9 protein-coding genes are annotated in these 16,141 nt (G+C 73.2%); 4 read left to right on the forward strand and 5 right to left on the reverse strand.

The window, feature by feature from the left end; translation table 11 throughout:
• Window positions 1–669: 669 nt before the first annotated feature.
• Window positions 670–2,496, reverse strand: a complete 1,827-nt coding sequence (locus ACYVLT_RS03875) for a hypothetical protein (RefSeq protein WP_461118689.1) — start codon at window positions 2,494–2,496, stop codon at window positions 670–672.
• A gap of 208 nt (window positions 2,497–2,704) precedes the next feature.
• Between ACYVLT_RS03875 and ACYVLT_RS03880 the strand changes: the two genes are divergently transcribed.
• Window positions 2,705–5,044, forward strand: coding sequence for a SpoIIE family protein phosphatase (locus tag ACYVLT_RS03880; RefSeq protein WP_461118690.1), 2,340 nt, complete (start codon window positions 2,705–2,707; stop codon window positions 5,042–5,044).
• A gap of 84 nt (window positions 5,045–5,128) precedes the next feature.
• On the opposite strand, the gene ACYVLT_RS03885 is transcribed toward ACYVLT_RS03880, so the two are convergent.
• The 3 genes from ACYVLT_RS03885 to ACYVLT_RS03895 form a co-directional block, all read right to left on the reverse strand.
• Window positions 5,129–6,337, reverse strand: coding sequence for an amidohydrolase (locus tag ACYVLT_RS03885; protein WP_461118691.1), 1,209 nt, complete (start codon window positions 6,335–6,337; stop codon window positions 5,129–5,131).
• A 41-nt stretch (window positions 6,338–6,378) separates the two neighbouring features.
• Window positions 6,379–6,831 (reverse strand): VOC family protein, encoded by a 453-nt coding sequence (locus ACYVLT_RS03890; protein WP_461118692.1) that lies wholly within the window; start codon window positions 6,829–6,831, stop codon window positions 6,379–6,381.
• A 61-nt stretch (window positions 6,832–6,892) separates the two neighbouring features.
• On the reverse strand, window positions 6,893–8,236 hold the full coding sequence (locus ACYVLT_RS03895; protein ID WP_461118693.1) for an alpha/beta hydrolase: 1,344 nt from the start codon (window positions 8,234–8,236) through the stop codon (window positions 6,893–6,895).
• Between the two features lie 333 nt (window positions 8,237–8,569).
• Here ACYVLT_RS03895 and ACYVLT_RS03900 point away from each other — a divergent pair, with 333 nt between their 5' ends.
• Complete coding sequence (locus tag ACYVLT_RS03900; RefSeq protein WP_461118694.1) at window positions 8,570–9,955, forward strand: pectate lyase family protein; 1,386 nt, start codon at window positions 8,570–8,572, stop codon at window positions 9,953–9,955.
• A gap of 88 nt (window positions 9,956–10,043) precedes the next feature.
• Here the strand turns inward: ACYVLT_RS03900 and ACYVLT_RS03905 are convergent, their stop codons facing one another.
• The gene (locus tag ACYVLT_RS03905) at window positions 10,044–13,181 is read right to left on the reverse strand and encodes a TIR domain-containing protein (RefSeq protein WP_461118695.1); all 3,138 of its coding nucleotides are present in this window, start codon (window positions 13,179–13,181) and stop codon (window positions 10,044–10,046) included.
• A gap of 485 nt (window positions 13,182–13,666) precedes the next feature.
• Here ACYVLT_RS03905 and ACYVLT_RS03910 point away from each other — a divergent pair, with 485 nt between their 5' ends.
• Together ACYVLT_RS03910 and ACYVLT_RS03915 are read left to right on the forward strand one after the other, a co-directional pair.
• Window positions 13,667–15,010, forward strand: coding sequence for an extracellular catalytic domain type 1 short-chain-length polyhydroxyalkanoate depolymerase (locus tag ACYVLT_RS03910; protein WP_461118696.1), 1,344 nt, complete (start codon window positions 13,667–13,669; stop codon window positions 15,008–15,010).
• Window positions 15,011–15,038: 28 nt separating this feature from the next.
• Window positions 15,039–16,109 (forward strand): cellulose binding domain-containing protein, encoded by a 1,071-nt coding sequence (locus ACYVLT_RS03915; RefSeq protein ID WP_461118697.1) that lies wholly within the window; start codon window positions 15,039–15,041, stop codon window positions 16,107–16,109.
• The last annotated feature ends 32 nt before the right edge of the window (window positions 16,110–16,141 follow it).

Raw genomic sequence — 16,141 nt, forward strand, 5'->3', positions numbered from 1 at the left:
CCGTCGATCCGCGCGCGGGTCACGGGTGTGCGCCCCGGTGTCGGCACCGCGCGGGGCGCCTCGACCGAGGTGCGTCCGATCCCGCCCGTCGCGCCGTCGCCCGCACCGGTCGGCCACGCACCGCCGCACGGGGCGGGTCGGGCCCCGGCGGGCAGTCGGTGCGGGAGGTGGGGCGAAGGGCGGGCGGCCCCGTTCCGGGAGCGCGCCCGGAACGAGGGGGGTCGGCGGTGGTCGGCAACCGGGAGACCCTGGGCGCAGTGCCCGGGACGGTTGCCCACGGTAACGCGCCCGATTCCCCCACAGCTCCCCCAGGCCGAGATCACGATTGCTATACGCGTGATGATCTATTTGAACGATTGCTCGCATTGAGTGTCTAGCACCGCAGGTCTGTGACCAGCAAGGAGGGCGGATCCCGCTTCACCCGATCAGAGCAGGTTGGCTCGTTTTCACAGAATTAACCTCAGTGCACCGTCCACAGAGGACGAACACATGCAGTTGCGACGACGCCACCCACCGTAGAGGTGGAACAGGATACTTGACATATAGTTAGCGAGTCGTCGCCACTGCGGTTATCCACGCCGAAGTGCGGGGTTCCGTACCGGAACGGTCAAGCCACCGCGTTCGATGTGGAGTCCCCGGAAGAACCGCGCATGCGTCGCGGCGATCGTCTCAGTCCTCGTCCACCACCCGGACCAGGCAGGGCACCAGGGTCCGCACGTCGTCGTCCACCAGCAGCGCGACCGCGGCCGGTGCGCGTCCCGCCCGGCGCAGCGCCGCGAACAGGGCCTGGCAACGCGGGTCGGCCGCGGGCGCCGGTGGCGGTTGGTCGCCCTCCGCCGCCCACCGCGTCACGGCGGCGTCCTCCGGCAGGCCGCACTGCCAGTGCAGCACCGCGCGTTCCAGCCCGTCGCGCAACGCCTCGGCGACCGTGGTCGCGCAGGAGGTGATCGGGGTGCCGCCGACCAGCAACCGGAACGCGGGCACGCCCAGCACGCCGCCCAGGTCGGTCACCCCCACCTCCACGCCCGCGGTCTCGAAGAACCGCAGCAGCCGCAGCGCCCGCTCGTCGCCCACCTCCCGCACCGCCGTGGCGAGCTCGCAGCGCCGCCCGGTCTCGGCGCGTTCGGCGACCACCACCTCGCAGTGGGCCCGGAGCCCGGCCGCGACCGCGTCACCCCACGACCGGCCCGCGGCCACCCCGACCGGCGCCCGGTACGGGACCGGGCCGTCGACCGCGGTGATCTCGCACGCGCCGCCGGTGAGCAGGTCGACGCGCTCACCGCCCGGGTCGACCAGGCTCCCGTAGGTCGCGAACCCCGCCAGCGCGGCCCGCCACCGCGCCTCGTCCCGGTCACCGCCCCACCCCGCCACCACCGGCGCGGGCGCACCGGCGGGCAGCACCGACTCGGGGTCGGACACCGACGCGCGGCAGACCGCCAGCGGCGCCTGCGGCAGGTCGTCCTCGTCCAGCCCGCGGAGCACGCCGACCCGGTCGTCGACGAACGCCCCGATCCGCTCGGGGAACCCGTCCACGTCCGCCACCGCGTCCGGCCGCACGGCCCCGGTCACCAGGTAGGGCCGGGGTCGGTGCACGCGGGTGGTCAGGTCGCGCAGGTCGACGCGGATCAACACCGGCTCGGCGACCTCGGGGGCCGAGCCGGTCAGGTACGAGGAGCACGACCGCACCAGGTGTGACGCGATCACGCCCGGCACGGGACCGGTCAGCAGCCCCTCGCCCGCGTCCCCGCCGCGCCACGCGCCCAGCCGACGCCAGCACGACTCGGCCGCGACCCGCTGCGGTGGACCGACCGCCGTCACCCACGCCTCGTCACCGCCCACCAGCACCTGCCCGAGCGCCACCCCGGCCCGGCCGCACGCGTGCGCCGCGGCCACCAGGTCGTCCGGGCGGTCGGACACGCACAGCAGGAGGTCGGTGTCGTCCAGCGGCACTCCGCGCGCCACGTCGACCGTCACCTGCTGGGCGCTGTCGCGCACGGCGTCGCGGGCCACCGCGGCCAAGCCGTCCACGTCGTCCTCGCCCACCCGGACCGACACCCGCCGCCACCCCGAGCGCAACCCGGCCGCCAGCAGCGCGGGCAGCACCGGCCCACCGCCGAGGACGGTGACGCGCGCCGACCGCAACCGCTCGAACCGGTGCTCGGCGGCGTCCGCCACGGACCGGATCGACGCGATCTCCGACCGGTGGACCCGCTGTTCGGAGTCACTGAGCGTGTGGGGCAGGTCGTCGGCCGCGTCCACCAGCAACCGCTGCTCGAACAGCGCCCGGACGAGGTGCTCCACCACGGCGCGTTGGTCGCTCGGGAGCGGCTCCACCAGGTCGCTCAACGCGTGTTCGCCGGTGAGCAGCGGGGCCAGCCGGTCCAGCCACTCGTAGCCGGCGTCACCGGTCAGCGTGCACGCACCCGCCGAGCCGCGCACGTGCACCCCGTCGGGGGTCTTCGCGTACCGGACGTCGGCACGAAGTCGTGGACGCATCTCCCGCACCTCCAGCGCCGTCGCGGCGACTGCCCGACCTCCGAACGTAGTTGAGGCCGGTGCGCGCGGGCGGGCGTCGAAGCGTGACAAGCGGCCACGGGTGAGTGGTGACGCCCAGTCACCACCGGTCGGGGGTCGGCGCGGCGGCGCTCCTGATTGTCGTCCCATCGCGTGGCGCTGAGTGGGTTCGCGGGTGATGCTGGACGCGATGGCAGTCCAGCGTGATCCGACCGGTTCGGCGCTGGCCGACCTCGTCGCCCGCCAGCGCGACGAGATCGACCGGCTGAGAACCGCTGCGCGCAGGCAGGCCGTGGTCGAGCAGGCCAAGGGTGTGCTCGCCGAGCGGCTGTCGTGCCGGCCCGACGAGGCGTTCGAGGACATGCTGCGGCTCTCCCAGGCGACGGGCAGCGACCTGACCGTCATCGCGGCGGGGGTGCTCGGCGTGCCGGCGCCGCCACCCGGTCCGCGCCCCGCGTCCGGCGACGGTTCCTTCGACCCGACCCGCTACGAGGGGCGGATCGACATCCCGAAGCCCTCGCCGGCGCCGATGGGCGAACGCACGCCGCAGCCGGTGGCCCTCGCCGCGATCGGCACCGCGGCCGACCCCGAGGAGCTGGCCGAACTCGTCCGCGAGCACGTCGGCTGCGACGGCGTGCTGGTCTACGTGCTGGAACCCGACGGCGGGATGCGGCTGGAGGCCGCCGCGGACGTGCCGGCCAAGGTGCGGCTGGAGTGGGAACGGGTGCCGCTGCGGCTCAACACCGGTGTCCTCGCGTCGGTGCGCAGCGGACTGCCGCAGTGGCTGCCGGACCTGGCCGACGCGCGTCAGCGGTACCACCTGATCGGGGACCCCGAAACGGTGTGGAGGTCGCGCGCCTGGCTGCCGTTCCGGGACCAGACGCGCACCGCCGGCGTCATCGGTCTGCTGTGGACCGAGGACCACGACTTCTCGTCCGACGAGCAGTGGGAGCTGGAGGTGCTGATCCGGGCGGCGGGATCCACGTTGCTGTCGCTGGTGAGCACGGACGGCGCCGCGCACGGTCGCAATTGGACGCTCTGGGCCCAGCACCTGCTGGACGTGCTGCCCGGCTCGGTGGCGCTGCTCGGCGCGGTCCACGACGAGGACGGTGCGGTGGTCGACTTCCGGTTCGAGGCGGCCAGTCCCGACGCGGTCGACCTCGCCGGCCGCCGCTACCGGCAGCTGGTCGGGCGGAGCATGCTCACCAGCTACCCGACCATCGCCGGGAGCGAGCTGTGGGCGGCGTTCCACCGGGTGCTGCGCACCGGGGTCCGCGAGGTCGTCGACACGTTCGACTACGAGGAGAACACGCCCGGGCTGCCGCAGCACGGCCGGTACACGTTGACCGTCGGCAAGTTCGGCGACGGGCTGATCCTGGCCTGGCGCGAGCACGAGGACCCGTTGCAGCTGGAGCGGTTGCGCAGCGTCCAGCGCCTGGGCAACATCGGCTGGGGCGAGTGGAACCTGGTGACCAACGAGATCGACTGGTCCGACCAGCTCTACGTCATCTTCGACCGCGACCCGGTGCTTGGCCCGATGTCGCTGGACGAGATCCGGGCGTCCGTGGTCGGCGAGGACCTGCCGATCCTGCAGAACGCCGTGCGGCGGATGGTGGAGCTGGGCGAGCGGACCGACTCCGAGCTGCACCTCAAGGCCGGCGAGCAGATCCGGTGCGGTCGGTTCATCGGCGAGCCCGTGCTGGACGTCCAGGGCAGGCCCATCCGGTTGGACGTGGTGCTCCAGGACGTGACCGCGACGCGGCGCGCGGAGCAGCGGATGTTCGACCTCAGCGAGCAGTTCGCGCAGGAGCACCAGGTCGCGAACCACCTGCGCTCCGCCGTGCTGCCGCTGCCGAGCCGGCCGCTGGAGCTGCCGGGGATGCGGGTCGCGGTGCGCTACCTGGCGGCCGAGCAGTGGGCGGAGGTCGGCGGCGACTGGTACCACGCGTTCCCGATCGACGACGGCAGCACGCTGCTGGCCATCGGCGACGTGGCGGGCCACGGCCTGGCGACCGCGGCCGCGATGGCGAAGTTGCGGTTCGCGCTCACCGGCGCCGCGCTCACCAACCCCGACCCGGCCGGTGTCCTGGACGTGCTGAACCGCATGCTGACCGGTGGTGACGACATCACGCTCGCCTCGGCGGTCGTCGGCAGGTTCGAGCCGACCACCCGCAGGCTGTCGTGGGCGCAGGCCGGGCACCCGACGCCACTGCTGCTGCGCTCGCGCGAGGTGCGCCGGCTGGACCGGCCGGCGGGTCCGATCCTGGGCGCCGTGCCGGGAGCGGTGTACGCGACGGCCCGCACGCTCCTGGCGCCCGGCGACACGGTGCTGATGTTCACCGACGGGCTCATCGAGCGCCGCCCCTCGTCGGGCGCCCGCGGTGACGACCTGGAACACCTGATGGAGGAGATCCTCGGGTTCGTCGCGGAGCTGGACCCCGCGCACATGCCGGAGGCGCTGACCTCGCGCCTGGTCCCGGCCACGCCGCTGGACGACACGTGCATCGTGGCGGCCACCATTACCGCGTGAGACGACGATCCGCGACGCCGTCTCGCCCGCGATCGACGCGGGTCGCGTCAGCCGACGCGCTCATCCGCGGTCGCGCGGGTCGCGTCAGCCCGTCGCGACGACCGCGCCCGCTTTCAGCACCAGCGACGGGGTCGGGTGGGTCACGACGGCCTCGGCGGGCGTCCGGGCGTCCAGCACCACGAGGTCGGCCCGGCAACCGACGCCCACGCCGTGGCCCTCCAGCCGCAGCACCCGGGCCGCGCCGTACGTCGCCGTCTCCAGCGCCAGCTCGATGTCCGAGTCACGGCGGAACGTGCTGCGGTACGCGAGTTGCATCGCGCGCTCCAGCATCTCCCCCGACCCGTAAGGCCCCCACAGGTCCCGGATCCCGTCGTGACCCGACGCGACCGCCACGCCGGCGGCCCGCAGCTTCTTCAGCGGTGGCACCGGGAAGTTGTAGGCGGCGGCGGTGACCAGCGCGACGCCCGCCTCCGCGAGGCCCGCCACGAGCTGGTCCTGACGCGACTCCCCAGCCTGCCCGAGGGCGTAGCAGTGGCTGACGGCGACCATGCCGCCCATGCCGAGCGCCCTGGTCCGCTCGATGATCAGCTCCAGCTCCCACTCGCCGAGCGAACCGCCGTCGTGCAGGTGGACGTCCACGTTCGCGCCGTGCCTCTCGGCCAGGTCGAACACGACGTCCAGGTGCCGCACGGGATCGCGGTCCAACCCGGCGGGGTCGATGCCCCCGACCGTCGTCGCGCCGAGCCGCAACGCCTCGTCCAGCAGGGCGGCGGTGCCGGGGTCGGTCAGGATGCCCTGCTGGGGGAAGGCGACCTGCTCGATCGTCACGCGGTCCGCGAACCGCTCGGCCAGCGCTCGCACCGCCTCGACCCCGGCGAGACCGACGTCGGAGTAGACGTCGGTGTGGGTCCGCACGTGCGTCGTGCCCGCCGCGCTCATCCGCTCCACCAGGGCGGCCATGTTGTCCACGTTCGGCAGCCCGAGTTCGCCGCGCCGACGGCGCTCGTTCGCGATCCGCTCGGCGAGGGGGTCACCGGCGGAGTGCGGTACCCACTCGCCGCCGAACAGCGTCTTGTCGAGGTGGCAGTGCGCGTCGACCAGGCCGGGGACGATCAGGCCGCCGGCCACGTCGACGACCTCGGCGTCGCCCGGCCCGGTGTCGCCGGGCCCGGCGGCCACCCCGGCGATGACACCGCCCCGGATCAGCAGGTCGACGGGTTCGAGGTCGAGGCCGGCACCCAGCCACCGGCGACCACCTCGGAGCACCAGGTCGCGCACACCGCGTTCGGACACGTGCGGTCACCTCCGGGTCTGGTCCGAGGCCACCGCCGGACCTAGGACGCGCAGAACTCGTTGCCCTCGGGGTCCAGCATGACCCACCAGTGCCCGGCCGGCCCCCGGTCGAACTCGCGGACCCGCGTCGCGCCCAGCCCTTCCAGCCTGGTCACCAGCTCCTCCAGGCCGCCGGGACCGCCGTGGACGTCGATGTGCAGGCGGTTCTTGACCGTCTTGCCCTCGGGCACGTCCTGGAACAGCAGCCGCCTGCCGCGGCCGATGCCGCTGGTCTCGTCGAACGGGTCCTCGGGGTGGCGGATCGCGGCGTACCCGCGGAAGTTCTTGCGGCCGCGGTGCTCGGTCACCGCCTCCTCGCCGAGGTGACCGGCGGCCAGCAGCTGCTCGATGAGCGCGCTGGGATCCTCCACCTCGTACTCCAGCGCCGCGGCCCAGAAGTCCGCCAGGACGGGCGCGTTCCCGCTGTCGACGACCAGCTTCCAGCTCAATGCCATGTAACCGACAATAGTGGTTACAGCGGACCGTCACAACCGCGCGAACGCGGGCGTGGCCCGGTCAGCAGGTCGTGTCGCGTCCGGGCGCCGTGCCGAGGAGGTGCGCGTCCGCGGCCGTCCGGGTGCAGTCGTTGGCGTGGTAGACGCCGTGGCCCGGCCCGTCGAAGGTGACCAGGTGCGAGCCCTTCGCCTGCCGGCGCACGTTGCGCGCCCACTGGTAGGGCGTGGCCACGTCGTAGCGACTGGTCAGCAGCAGGAGCGGCGGCGCGTCGGCCACGTCGAGGCGGTGCGGCGGGTTGGTCGGGCGGTCGGTGAAGCCGACGCAGGCGGCGGCTTCGTGGTGGCCGAGGAAGGTGCCGCGCATCGTGGGCGCCGCGCGCAGCTCGGCCCGGCGCAACGCCCGGTACTCGTCGAAGTCCTCGAACCGCAGCGCGAAGTCCTGGCACACCACCGCGTAGCGCAGCGACTCGTAGTTCGGCTCGAAGGACGTCCGCGCGCCGCCGACCTCCGCGATGAGCGTCGCCAGGCTCTCCCACGCCCCGCCGCGCATCTCGACGAACGCCCACTCGATCAGGTTGCGCCGCCCCATCCCGCTCTCGTCCGCCGCGCGCAGTGCCCGCTCCCAGGCCGCGCGGACGTCCTGCCCGTGCAGGGCGCACGTGGCGTTCTCCGCGCACCACGCGACGAACACGTCGAACGCCTCCTCCGCCGCCCTCGCCCGGTCCAGCACGAAGTGGTGCAGGTCGACGCTGTGGTCGATCACGCCGTCCAGCACCATCGACCGGACCCGCGCGCCGAACAGCTCCGCGTACTGCTGGCCGAGCAGCGTGCCGTAGGAGATGCCGTAGAAGCTGATCCGCCGCTCGCCCAGGGCCTTGCGCACCGCGTCCAGGTCCCGCGCCGAACGGGCCGTGTCCACGTGGTCGAACACCGGGTGCCGGGCACGGCAGTCGTCGCGGACCGCGCGGTTGTGCCGGGCCAGTGCGGCGAACGCGGCCTCGTCCGCCGGGTCGTCACCGGGGTTGCGCGCCATCAACTCCGGCGAGCAGCGGATCGCCGCACTGCCGTTCGTGCCCAGCTGGTCGAAACCGACGACGTCGAACCGCGCCCGCACCTCGGCGCTCAGGTACGGGGCGCGGGCGAACTCCGCGGCGGACCCGCCCGGACCGCCCGCGTCGACGAACACCACGCCGATCCGGCGCGACGGATCGGTGGCCCGGACCCGTGACACGGCCAGGTCCACCTTCGCACCGCGCGGGTCCGCCCAGTCGACCGGGACGGACACCGTGCCGCACTCGGCCGCGGGCTGCTCCGGGCAGGGCCGCCAGGCGATCGTCGCCGCCTCGGCCTCGGGCACGACCACCAGCAGGCTCGCGGCCAACGCGGTGACGAGCAACGTCCGCATGGTGTCCCCCTACCGTCAGCGGAAGGGTGCAGTGTCGCGAGGCCGTCGCCTCGAACGCAAGCCCCGAAACCGTTCCCACCGACCGCGGCGGGCGCAATTCGAAATCCGCGGACCGCCGTTCGCACGCCCGTGTTCACGAGTATGACCAACCGTCCGGCGCTTTTGTTCACAGGTATGACCGATCATTGACCGCACGTCGCGGACCTCATAGCATCCGAAGGGAAAGCGATTTCCTCGCCCGGCGGCGCAAAGATCCCTCCTCGGCGTCGCGATTCACTTCGCATTCATTCGATTTCGCCATCCCCGCTCGCGGCTCCCCCACGGAGACTCATCATGCGTTCGAGATCCTTATTTTCTTGTGTCGGCCTGTTAGCCGGTGCGCTGGTCGTCGTGGCGTCCTCCGCCGCGCAGGCCGCGCCCACGCGGCACGAGGCGGAGGGTTCGCCCTCGGTGTGCGCCGGCACGATCGACGCCAACTGGTCCGGGTATTCCGGCAGCGGGTTCTGCAACGGCACCAACTCCACGAGCGGTTACGTCCAGTTCACCGTGACCGCCGCGGCGGCGGGCACCGCGACGCTGGGCGTCCGGTTCGCCAACGGGACGACCACGGCCCGGCCGGCGAACCTGGTGGTGAACGGGTCCGCCGTGCAGACACCGTCGTTCGAGGGCACCGGCGCCTGGTCGACCTGGGTGACCAAGACGTTGACCGTGCCGGTCGCCGCGGGCGGCAACACCGTCCGGCTGAACCCGACCACGTCCGCCGGCCTGCCCAACGTCGACTTCCTCGACTTCGAAGCCGGTGGCACGCAGCCGCAACCGCCGGGCGGGATCGTCGGGTGGGCCACGCAGGCGGGCGGCACCACCGGTGGCGCGGGCGGAGCCACGGTCACCGTGAGCACCTTGGCCGACTTCCGCGCGCAGGCGCAGGCACCGGGCGCCCGGACCATCCTGGTCAACGGCATGATCAGCGGCTCGGGCACGGTGGAGATCAGCGCCGACAAGACCATCCGGGGTGTCGGCGCCAACTCCGGGATTTCCGGGACCACCCTGAACATCGAGGACATGACCCCGGCGAACGTGATCATCCAGAACATGAACATCCGCGGGGTGCCCGGCAACGACGCGATCCAGATCGAGAGCGCCACGCACGTCTGGATCGACCACAACACCATGTCGAGCACCATCGAGGGCGACCCCGACTTCTACGACGGGATGCTGGACATCACCCACGCCGCCGACTACATCACGGTGTCGTGGAACGTCATCCGCAACCACTGGAAGACCTCGCTCGTCGGCCACTCCGACGGCAACGGCGGTGAGGACCGCGGGCACCTGCGGGTCACCTACCACCACAACTGGTTCGACCGGACCTTCGAGCGCAGCCCGCGGGTGCGCTTCGGCGAGACGGTGCATGTGTTCAACAACTACTACTCCAACGTGAACAACAATTCCTCGTCCTACGCCATCGCTTCGCTCATGGACGCCGGGCTGCTCGTCGAGGGCAACGTCTTCGAGAACGTGCGGCAGGCGTGCTGGTCGGCGAGCGGGTACGCGGACTCCGACCCCGGGCGGTTGGTGGCGCGCGACAACTCGCTCACCGACTCCGGGCCGTGCGAGGTGAACGGCACGGTGGCGGCCATCCCGTACGGCTACACCGCCGACGGTGTCGGCACGGTCAAGTCGTCGGTCACGGCGGGTGCGGGCGCGGGCAAGCTCTGACTCCGTCCGCGACGATGCCGTCTGCGGTCCGGCGGTCCGGCCGTCCGGAGGACGACGGGTGGCGGCGACCGGTGCCGGCCGGTCGCCGTCACCCGGTGCCCAACTGCTTCCGGTCGACCGGCTCCTCACCGAGGGTGCGGTGCAGCCACGGGTCGTGGCCCGGCGGCTCGTACACCATGGTCGACTCGGCGAACCGGCGCAGGACGCCCTCGTGGCGCTCCGGTCGCCGCAGCGCGTCCGCGACCACGGCCAGCCGCCGTGCCCGGTCGTCGTCGGCGGCGGGCAACGCGGGCAGGTGCGCAGCGGGCGGAGGTAAGCTGTCGGCCAGGTAGGACAGCACGGCGACGCGCAGGGCGACCTCGGCCGCCACACCGGGGTGCCACGCCTTGGCCGGCCGGTCGAGCAGCGCCGTCAGCAGGTCCCGCGCGTGGGCGTGTTGGCCGATGCCGGCGTGCACGGCCGCGAGCTCGACCGTCGCCCACACCGCCCGGTCGTCGTCGCCCGCCTTGCGGTGCAGGTCGGCGGCGGCCAGGAAGAGCTCGGTCGCCTCCGCGTGGGACGCCTGCGCGCGTGCCGCGCGGGCGCCGAAGAGCGCGGCGAGGCCCGCGTTGCCGGGTTTCCCGTGCCGGCGGTAGAGGTCCGAGGCGGTGCGCCAGAGGGACGGCGCGGAACGCCCGGTCGCCGCCCTGGCTTCCTCGTAGGCCGCGTCGGCGCGCAGCCCGAGCGGCGTCCGGGCGTCCACCAGGGTGTGGGTCACCGCGACCCAGCGCCGGGCGGCCCGGTAGTCGTTCAGGCGCAGGGCGAGCCGGGTGTTGTTGATCGCCACGGGCAGCGCGGTGGCGTTCTTCCGCGCGGCGGTGAACGCCTCGACCGACCGCCCTCCCGCGTCCAGCGCGCCGGCCAGGTCCGTCCTCCCCTCGCGGTGCACGGCCAGCTCGAACGCGACGAGCCCGGCCAGCTCGTGCAGCCCGGCGTCGGCGGCGATGCGCTCGGCGGCGGCGAACGCGTCCTCCGCGGCCTGGCCGTCGAGGGTGCGCGCCAGCTCCAGGTACTCGCGCGCGGCCGCCTCGTCACGCCCGCCGTGGTGCCGCAGCCGGGCCGCGTGCGCGCGGTCCTCGCGGACGGACTCCTCGTCGGCCTCCGCCTCGTGCACGCCGCGCAGCTCGTCGGTGAGGTCGCCCGCCAGGTCGAACCACTCCTCGCGCTCGGCGAGGTCACGTGCGGCAACCAGTGGCGTCGGGTCGAGCCGGAGCGCGAGGCCGGGTTCGGGGCTCGTGCGCAGGTCGTCGCGCAGCCGGGTCAGCAGCAGCAGGCGGAAGCGGGCCACGGCGGCCGGCGACTCCTCTTCCTCCAGCCGCTCCAAGGCGTACAGGCGGACGAGTTCGAACAGCCGGAACACCGGCTCGGGCGGGTCGGTCGGCTCCTCGTACCCGGCCACGCTGCGGTCCACCAGGCGGTAGAGGGTGAGCCGGGTGACGTCCGGGTCGCGCGCCAAGCCGCGGCCGAGGTCCTCGGCGGTCGCGGCCGAGCCCGGCGCGGCGGGCAGGTACCGGAACGCCGTGCGCGCGTCGTCGTCCAAGTGCCGGTAGCTGAGCTCGATGGCCAGCCGCATCGGCAGCACGTCGTCGTCCAGGAACGCGAGCCTGGTCCGTTCGCGCGCCACCAGCCGGGCGACGCCCTCGGCGCCGGTCTCCGGGTGGTTGGTCATCCAGGCCGCGATGAGCCGCAACGCCATCGGCAGGTCGGCGCACGCCGCCGCGATGCGGTCCAGCGCCTTGGCGGGCGCACCGGCCCGGACGGCGGCCAGCAGCTCCACCGACGCGGCGCGGTCCAGCGGCGGCACGTGCACGACCACGTCGGCGTAGCCCTGGGTGCGGCTGCGCGAGGTGACGATGACCGCGCAGCCGGGCGGTGCGGGCACCAGGGCGGCGACGTGCTTGGCGTCCAACGCGTTGTCCAGCACCAGGAGCACGCCGAGCCCGTCCAGCGCGGCCCGCAGGTGTGCCGCTTCCGCGCCGGGCTCGGGCGTCACGCCGACGCTGTGGCACACCAGCTTGGCGACGTCCGCCGCCTCCCGGCGCGCGTCGAGGCCGAGCAGGTCCACGTACCGGACGCCGCCGGGGAACCGGTCGGCCAGCACGTGGGCCGCTTCGACCGCCACGGCCGAGACGCCCGCGCCGAGCTGACCGGTGCACAACGCCGTGACCCGACCGCGGCGGGAGAGCACCGCCGTGACCCGCTCGACGAAGTCGGCCACCAGCCGGTCGCGGCCGACCAACTCGGGTTCGCGCGGCGGCAAAGCCGTCATGCCCAACGCCGTGCGGTGCAGCGGCGACAGCGCGGCGGGCAGCCCGGTCGGCTCGCCCCGGCGCACCAGCACCGCCTCGGTGGAGACCGAGCGGACCGGCGGCAGGGCGACGGCGAGGGCGGCCGCGAGGCGTCGCGCGTCCGGCGACAGCGCCCGGCCCGACAGCACCTCGCGGCGCAGCTCGACCGACGCGGCCGCGAGGTCGGTGCGCCCGTCGGCCAGCCGGCGCACCAGCTGCCGGCGCACCGCGGCCGCCAGCTCACGAGCACCCGGCACGGCCTCGGCGCCGAGCGCCCAGCGGGCCGCCGCCTCGTCGTGGCCGGGCAGCGCGGGCAGGAACACCCGCGGGTCGAGACCGCGCCGCCCCAGGTGCCGCCACAGCGCGGCGGACCCGCCGACCTCGTCCACCGCGGCCGTGAGCAGCTCCGACCGGACGCCGCGCAGGGCGTCCAGGTCGAGCCGCGCCAGCAGCGGCCCGAGCTGTGCGGCGACCACGTGCGGGCCCTCGCTGCGCGGCAGGCGCGAGTGGTGCAACGACTCCAGCAGCTTGCCCGCCGCACCGGCGAGGTCCAGGCCGTCGGCCAGCCGCACGGGCGTCCGCAGCTCCAGCCCGTACGGCAGCGCGTCGACGTCCTCCAGCACCAGCGGGACGACCCGCCGCCGGGCGTCCGCGCGGGCCAACCCGATCGCGCGGGCGATCTCCTCGCGCAGGTAAAGCGCGTTCTCCGTGCGTCGTGAGACCAGCACCACGGTGATCATCGATGCCCGCAGGTGCCGGTCGAGGACCAGGTCCCACTCCTCGCCCGCGCGCAGCATCGAGTCGTCGAAGACGGTCGCGTGCGGTTCGAGCAGGGACCGCAGTCGTTCCGCGGTGGGGCTGTCCGCGCCGGCGTGCGCCAGGAAGAAGTCCCACTCCACCCGTTGTCCTCCCCGTAGACCGGCAACGCGCCCGCAGCCACTGTGTCGTGAGAACGGGGCCGAGCGCTACCGCACCGAAGTCGATCGCGGACCGTCGGCACGCCGGCCGGCGCTTGCGACCGACCGGCCCTGCGACGGTGCGTCCGACCGCGTCGGCGACATCGGCCGTTGGGCGGAAATCCCCGAAACGAGACGTCGACTTTCCGGCACCGGAGGCGATACCTCCCGGTTGGACCGATCAGCTCATCCGTTGTTTCCCCGGCACTCGACCACCTGCGGGCGGAGCCGGGTGGCAGGCCGGGCGGCGGCGGCGAACGGCCGCACGCGAGAGGTGGTCGACGGCATTTCCGCGCGTCTCGATTGCCTTGCCAAGGAAATTGTTTCAGCAGACACTCGTGAACGTTTCAGAGCCGGACACCGATGTCGGGCGCAGGGCAGCTCTCGCACGCTCCCCGCCCTTGCCCTGCCGTGGAGGAAGCTGCCCGATGAAACTCAAGAACGCGATGCTGTGCGCCACCCTGGCGGTCGTCGGGTTGGTGGGCACGGTGCTGACGACCGTCGCACCGCCCACCGCGTCGGCGGCGAGCCTGACCGAGGTGACGAACTTCGGCACCAACCCCACCGGCCTGCGCATGCACCTGTACGTGCCGGACCGCGTCGCGCCGAGGCCCGCGATCCTGGTGGCGCTGCACTACTGCACCGGTTCGGGGCCGGCCTTCCACTCCGGCACCCAGTACGCGTCCCTGGCCGACCGGCACGGTTACGTCGTGATCTACCCGTCGGTGACCCGCAGCAGCAAGTGCTGGGACGTGTCGTCCCCGGCGGCCCTGCGGCGCGGCGGCGGCAGCGACCCGGTCGGGATCATGGCCATGGTCGACTACGTCAAGCAGCGGCACAACGCCGACGCGGGCCGGATCTTCGCCACCGGCACCTCGTCCGGGGCGATGATGACCAACGTCCTGCTCGGCGTCTACCCGGACGTGTTCAAGGCCGGCGCCTCGTTCGCCGGCGTCCCGTTCGCCTGCTTCGCCACCACCAACGGGTCGGAGTGGAACAGCCAGTGCTCCGGCGGGCAGTCGATCAAGACGCCGCAGCAGTGGGGTGACCTGGTCCGCGCCGCCTACCCCGGCTACACCGGGCCGCGGCCGCGGATGCAGATCTGGCACGGCACCAACGACGACACCCTGCGCTACCCGAACTTCGGCGAGCAGGTCAAGCAGTGGACCAACGTGCACGGCCTGAGCCAGACGCCGACGTTCACCGACACCCCGCAGTCCGGCTACACCCGCACCCGCTACGGCGGCACCGGGGGGATGGCGCCGGTCGAGGCGATCAGCATGCAGGGCGTCACGCACAGCATCCCCGTCGACGCCGCCCAGGTGATCCGCTTCTTCGGCCTCGACGGCACCTCGCCCACCAGCACCACCACGACCAGCACCACCACGACGACGACCAGCGCCACGACCACGACCAGCACCACGACCACGACCACGACCACGACGCAGCCCGGCAACGGCTGCCGGGTCGCGTACACCGTGAGCGCCTGGAACACCGGCCTCACCACGGCCGTCACCATCACCAACACCGGCAGCACGGCGGTCAACGGCTGGAGCCTCGCCTTCACCCTCCCCGGCGGGCAGACCATCACCAACGGCTGGAACGCCACCTACTCCCCGACCAGCGGCGCGGTGACCGCGCGCAACGCCACCCACAACGCCGCCATCGCGCCCAACGCCTCGGTCGGCATCGGCTTCCAGGCCAACCACACCGGCGACACCGGCGAACCGCCGTCGTTCACCCTCAACGGGGCAGCCTGCACCGTCGTCTGACGCCCACCCCTCCCCGGAGGTCCCGTCCATGAAACGAACGCACACGTTCGCCGGCGCGTTCGCCGCGCTGGCCCTGGCCGCCGCCGCGGTGTTCGCCGTCGGCACGGCGCAGGCCGACAGCGGCGTGAAGGTCATGCCGCTCGGCGACTCGATCACCGACGGCTTCAACGTGCCCGGCGGCTACCGCGTCGAGCTGTGGCGCAAGCTCGTCGCCGGCGGTCGCACGGTCGACTTCGTCGGCTCCATGACCAACGGCCCGAGCAGCCTGGGCGACCGCAACCACGAGGGCCACTCCGGCTGGACCATCGCCCAGATCAACAACAACGTCACCAACTGGCTGAACACCTACACGCCGCGCACCATCCTGCTGCACATCGGCACCAACGACATGCGCGGCGACGCGGCCGACGCGCCCCAACGCCTCGCCACCCTGGTCGACCGCATCACCGCCCTGGCGCCGAACGCGGACCTGTTCGTCGCGACGATCGTGCCGCTGTCCGGCAGCGACGCGAACGTCCGGGCGTTCAACGCCACGATCCCGCCGCTGGTGCAGAGCAGGCGGAACGCGGGCAAGAAGGTGCACCTGGTCGACATGTACCGCGCGCTGACCACGGCCGACCTGGCCGACGGCGTGCACCCCAACGCGGGCGGCTACGCCAAGATGGCCACCGCTTGGCACGACGCCCTGCTGTCCGTCCCGGGCAGCATCGGCGATCCCGGCACCACCACGACCACTACTACGACGACCACGACCACCACAACGACGACGACCACGAGCACCAACCAGCCCGGTGGCCCGTCGTGCACCGCGACCTACCGGGTGGTGAACTCGTGGGGTGGCGGCTACCAGGCCGAGGTGAAGGTGGACAACGCCGGCACCGCGGCGATCAACGGCTGGACGGTCCGCATGACCCTCGCGTCGGGCCACACCGTGAACAACCTGTGGGGTGGCGTCAACACCGGGACGAGCGGACCCGTGTCGGTGAAGAACGCCCCGTACAACGGTTCGCTGGGCGTCGGCACGTCGACGACCTTCGGCTTCGTGGCCAACGGCGCCGGCTCCACCGGACCGGCTGATCTGAGCTGCACGAGTCCCTGATGGCGAACCCGGGACCCGCCGGTCACGACGAC

Source organism: Saccharothrix stipae, assembly GCF_054781895.1.

Excerpts from the sequence above, each read along its gene's own strand:
- ACYVLT_RS03895 (WP_461118693.1), bottom strand. The coding sequence starts at position 8,236 with ATGCGGACGTTGCTCGTCACCGCGTTGGCCGCGAGCCTGCTGGTGGTC.
- ACYVLT_RS03875 (WP_461118689.1), bottom strand. The coding sequence starts at position 2,496 with ATGCGTCCACGACTTCGTGCCGACGTCCGGTACGCGAAGACCCCCGAC.
- ACYVLT_RS03910 (WP_461118696.1), top strand. The coding sequence starts at position 13,667 with ATGAAACTCAAGAACGCGATGCTGTGCGCCACCCTGGCGGTCGTCGGG.
- ACYVLT_RS03900 (WP_461118694.1), top strand. The coding sequence starts at position 8,570 with ATGCGTTCGAGATCCTTATTTTCTTGTGTCGGCCTGTTAGCCGGTGCG.
- ACYVLT_RS03915 (WP_461118697.1), top strand. The coding sequence starts at position 15,039 with ATGAAACGAACGCACACGTTCGCCGGCGCGTTCGCCGCGCTGGCCCTG.
- ACYVLT_RS03880 (WP_461118690.1), top strand. The coding sequence starts at position 2,705 with ATGGCAGTCCAGCGTGATCCGACCGGTTCGGCGCTGGCCGACCTCGTC.
- ACYVLT_RS03890 (WP_461118692.1), bottom strand. The coding sequence starts at position 6,831 with ATGGCATTGAGCTGGAAGCTGGTCGTCGACAGCGGGAACGCGCCCGTC.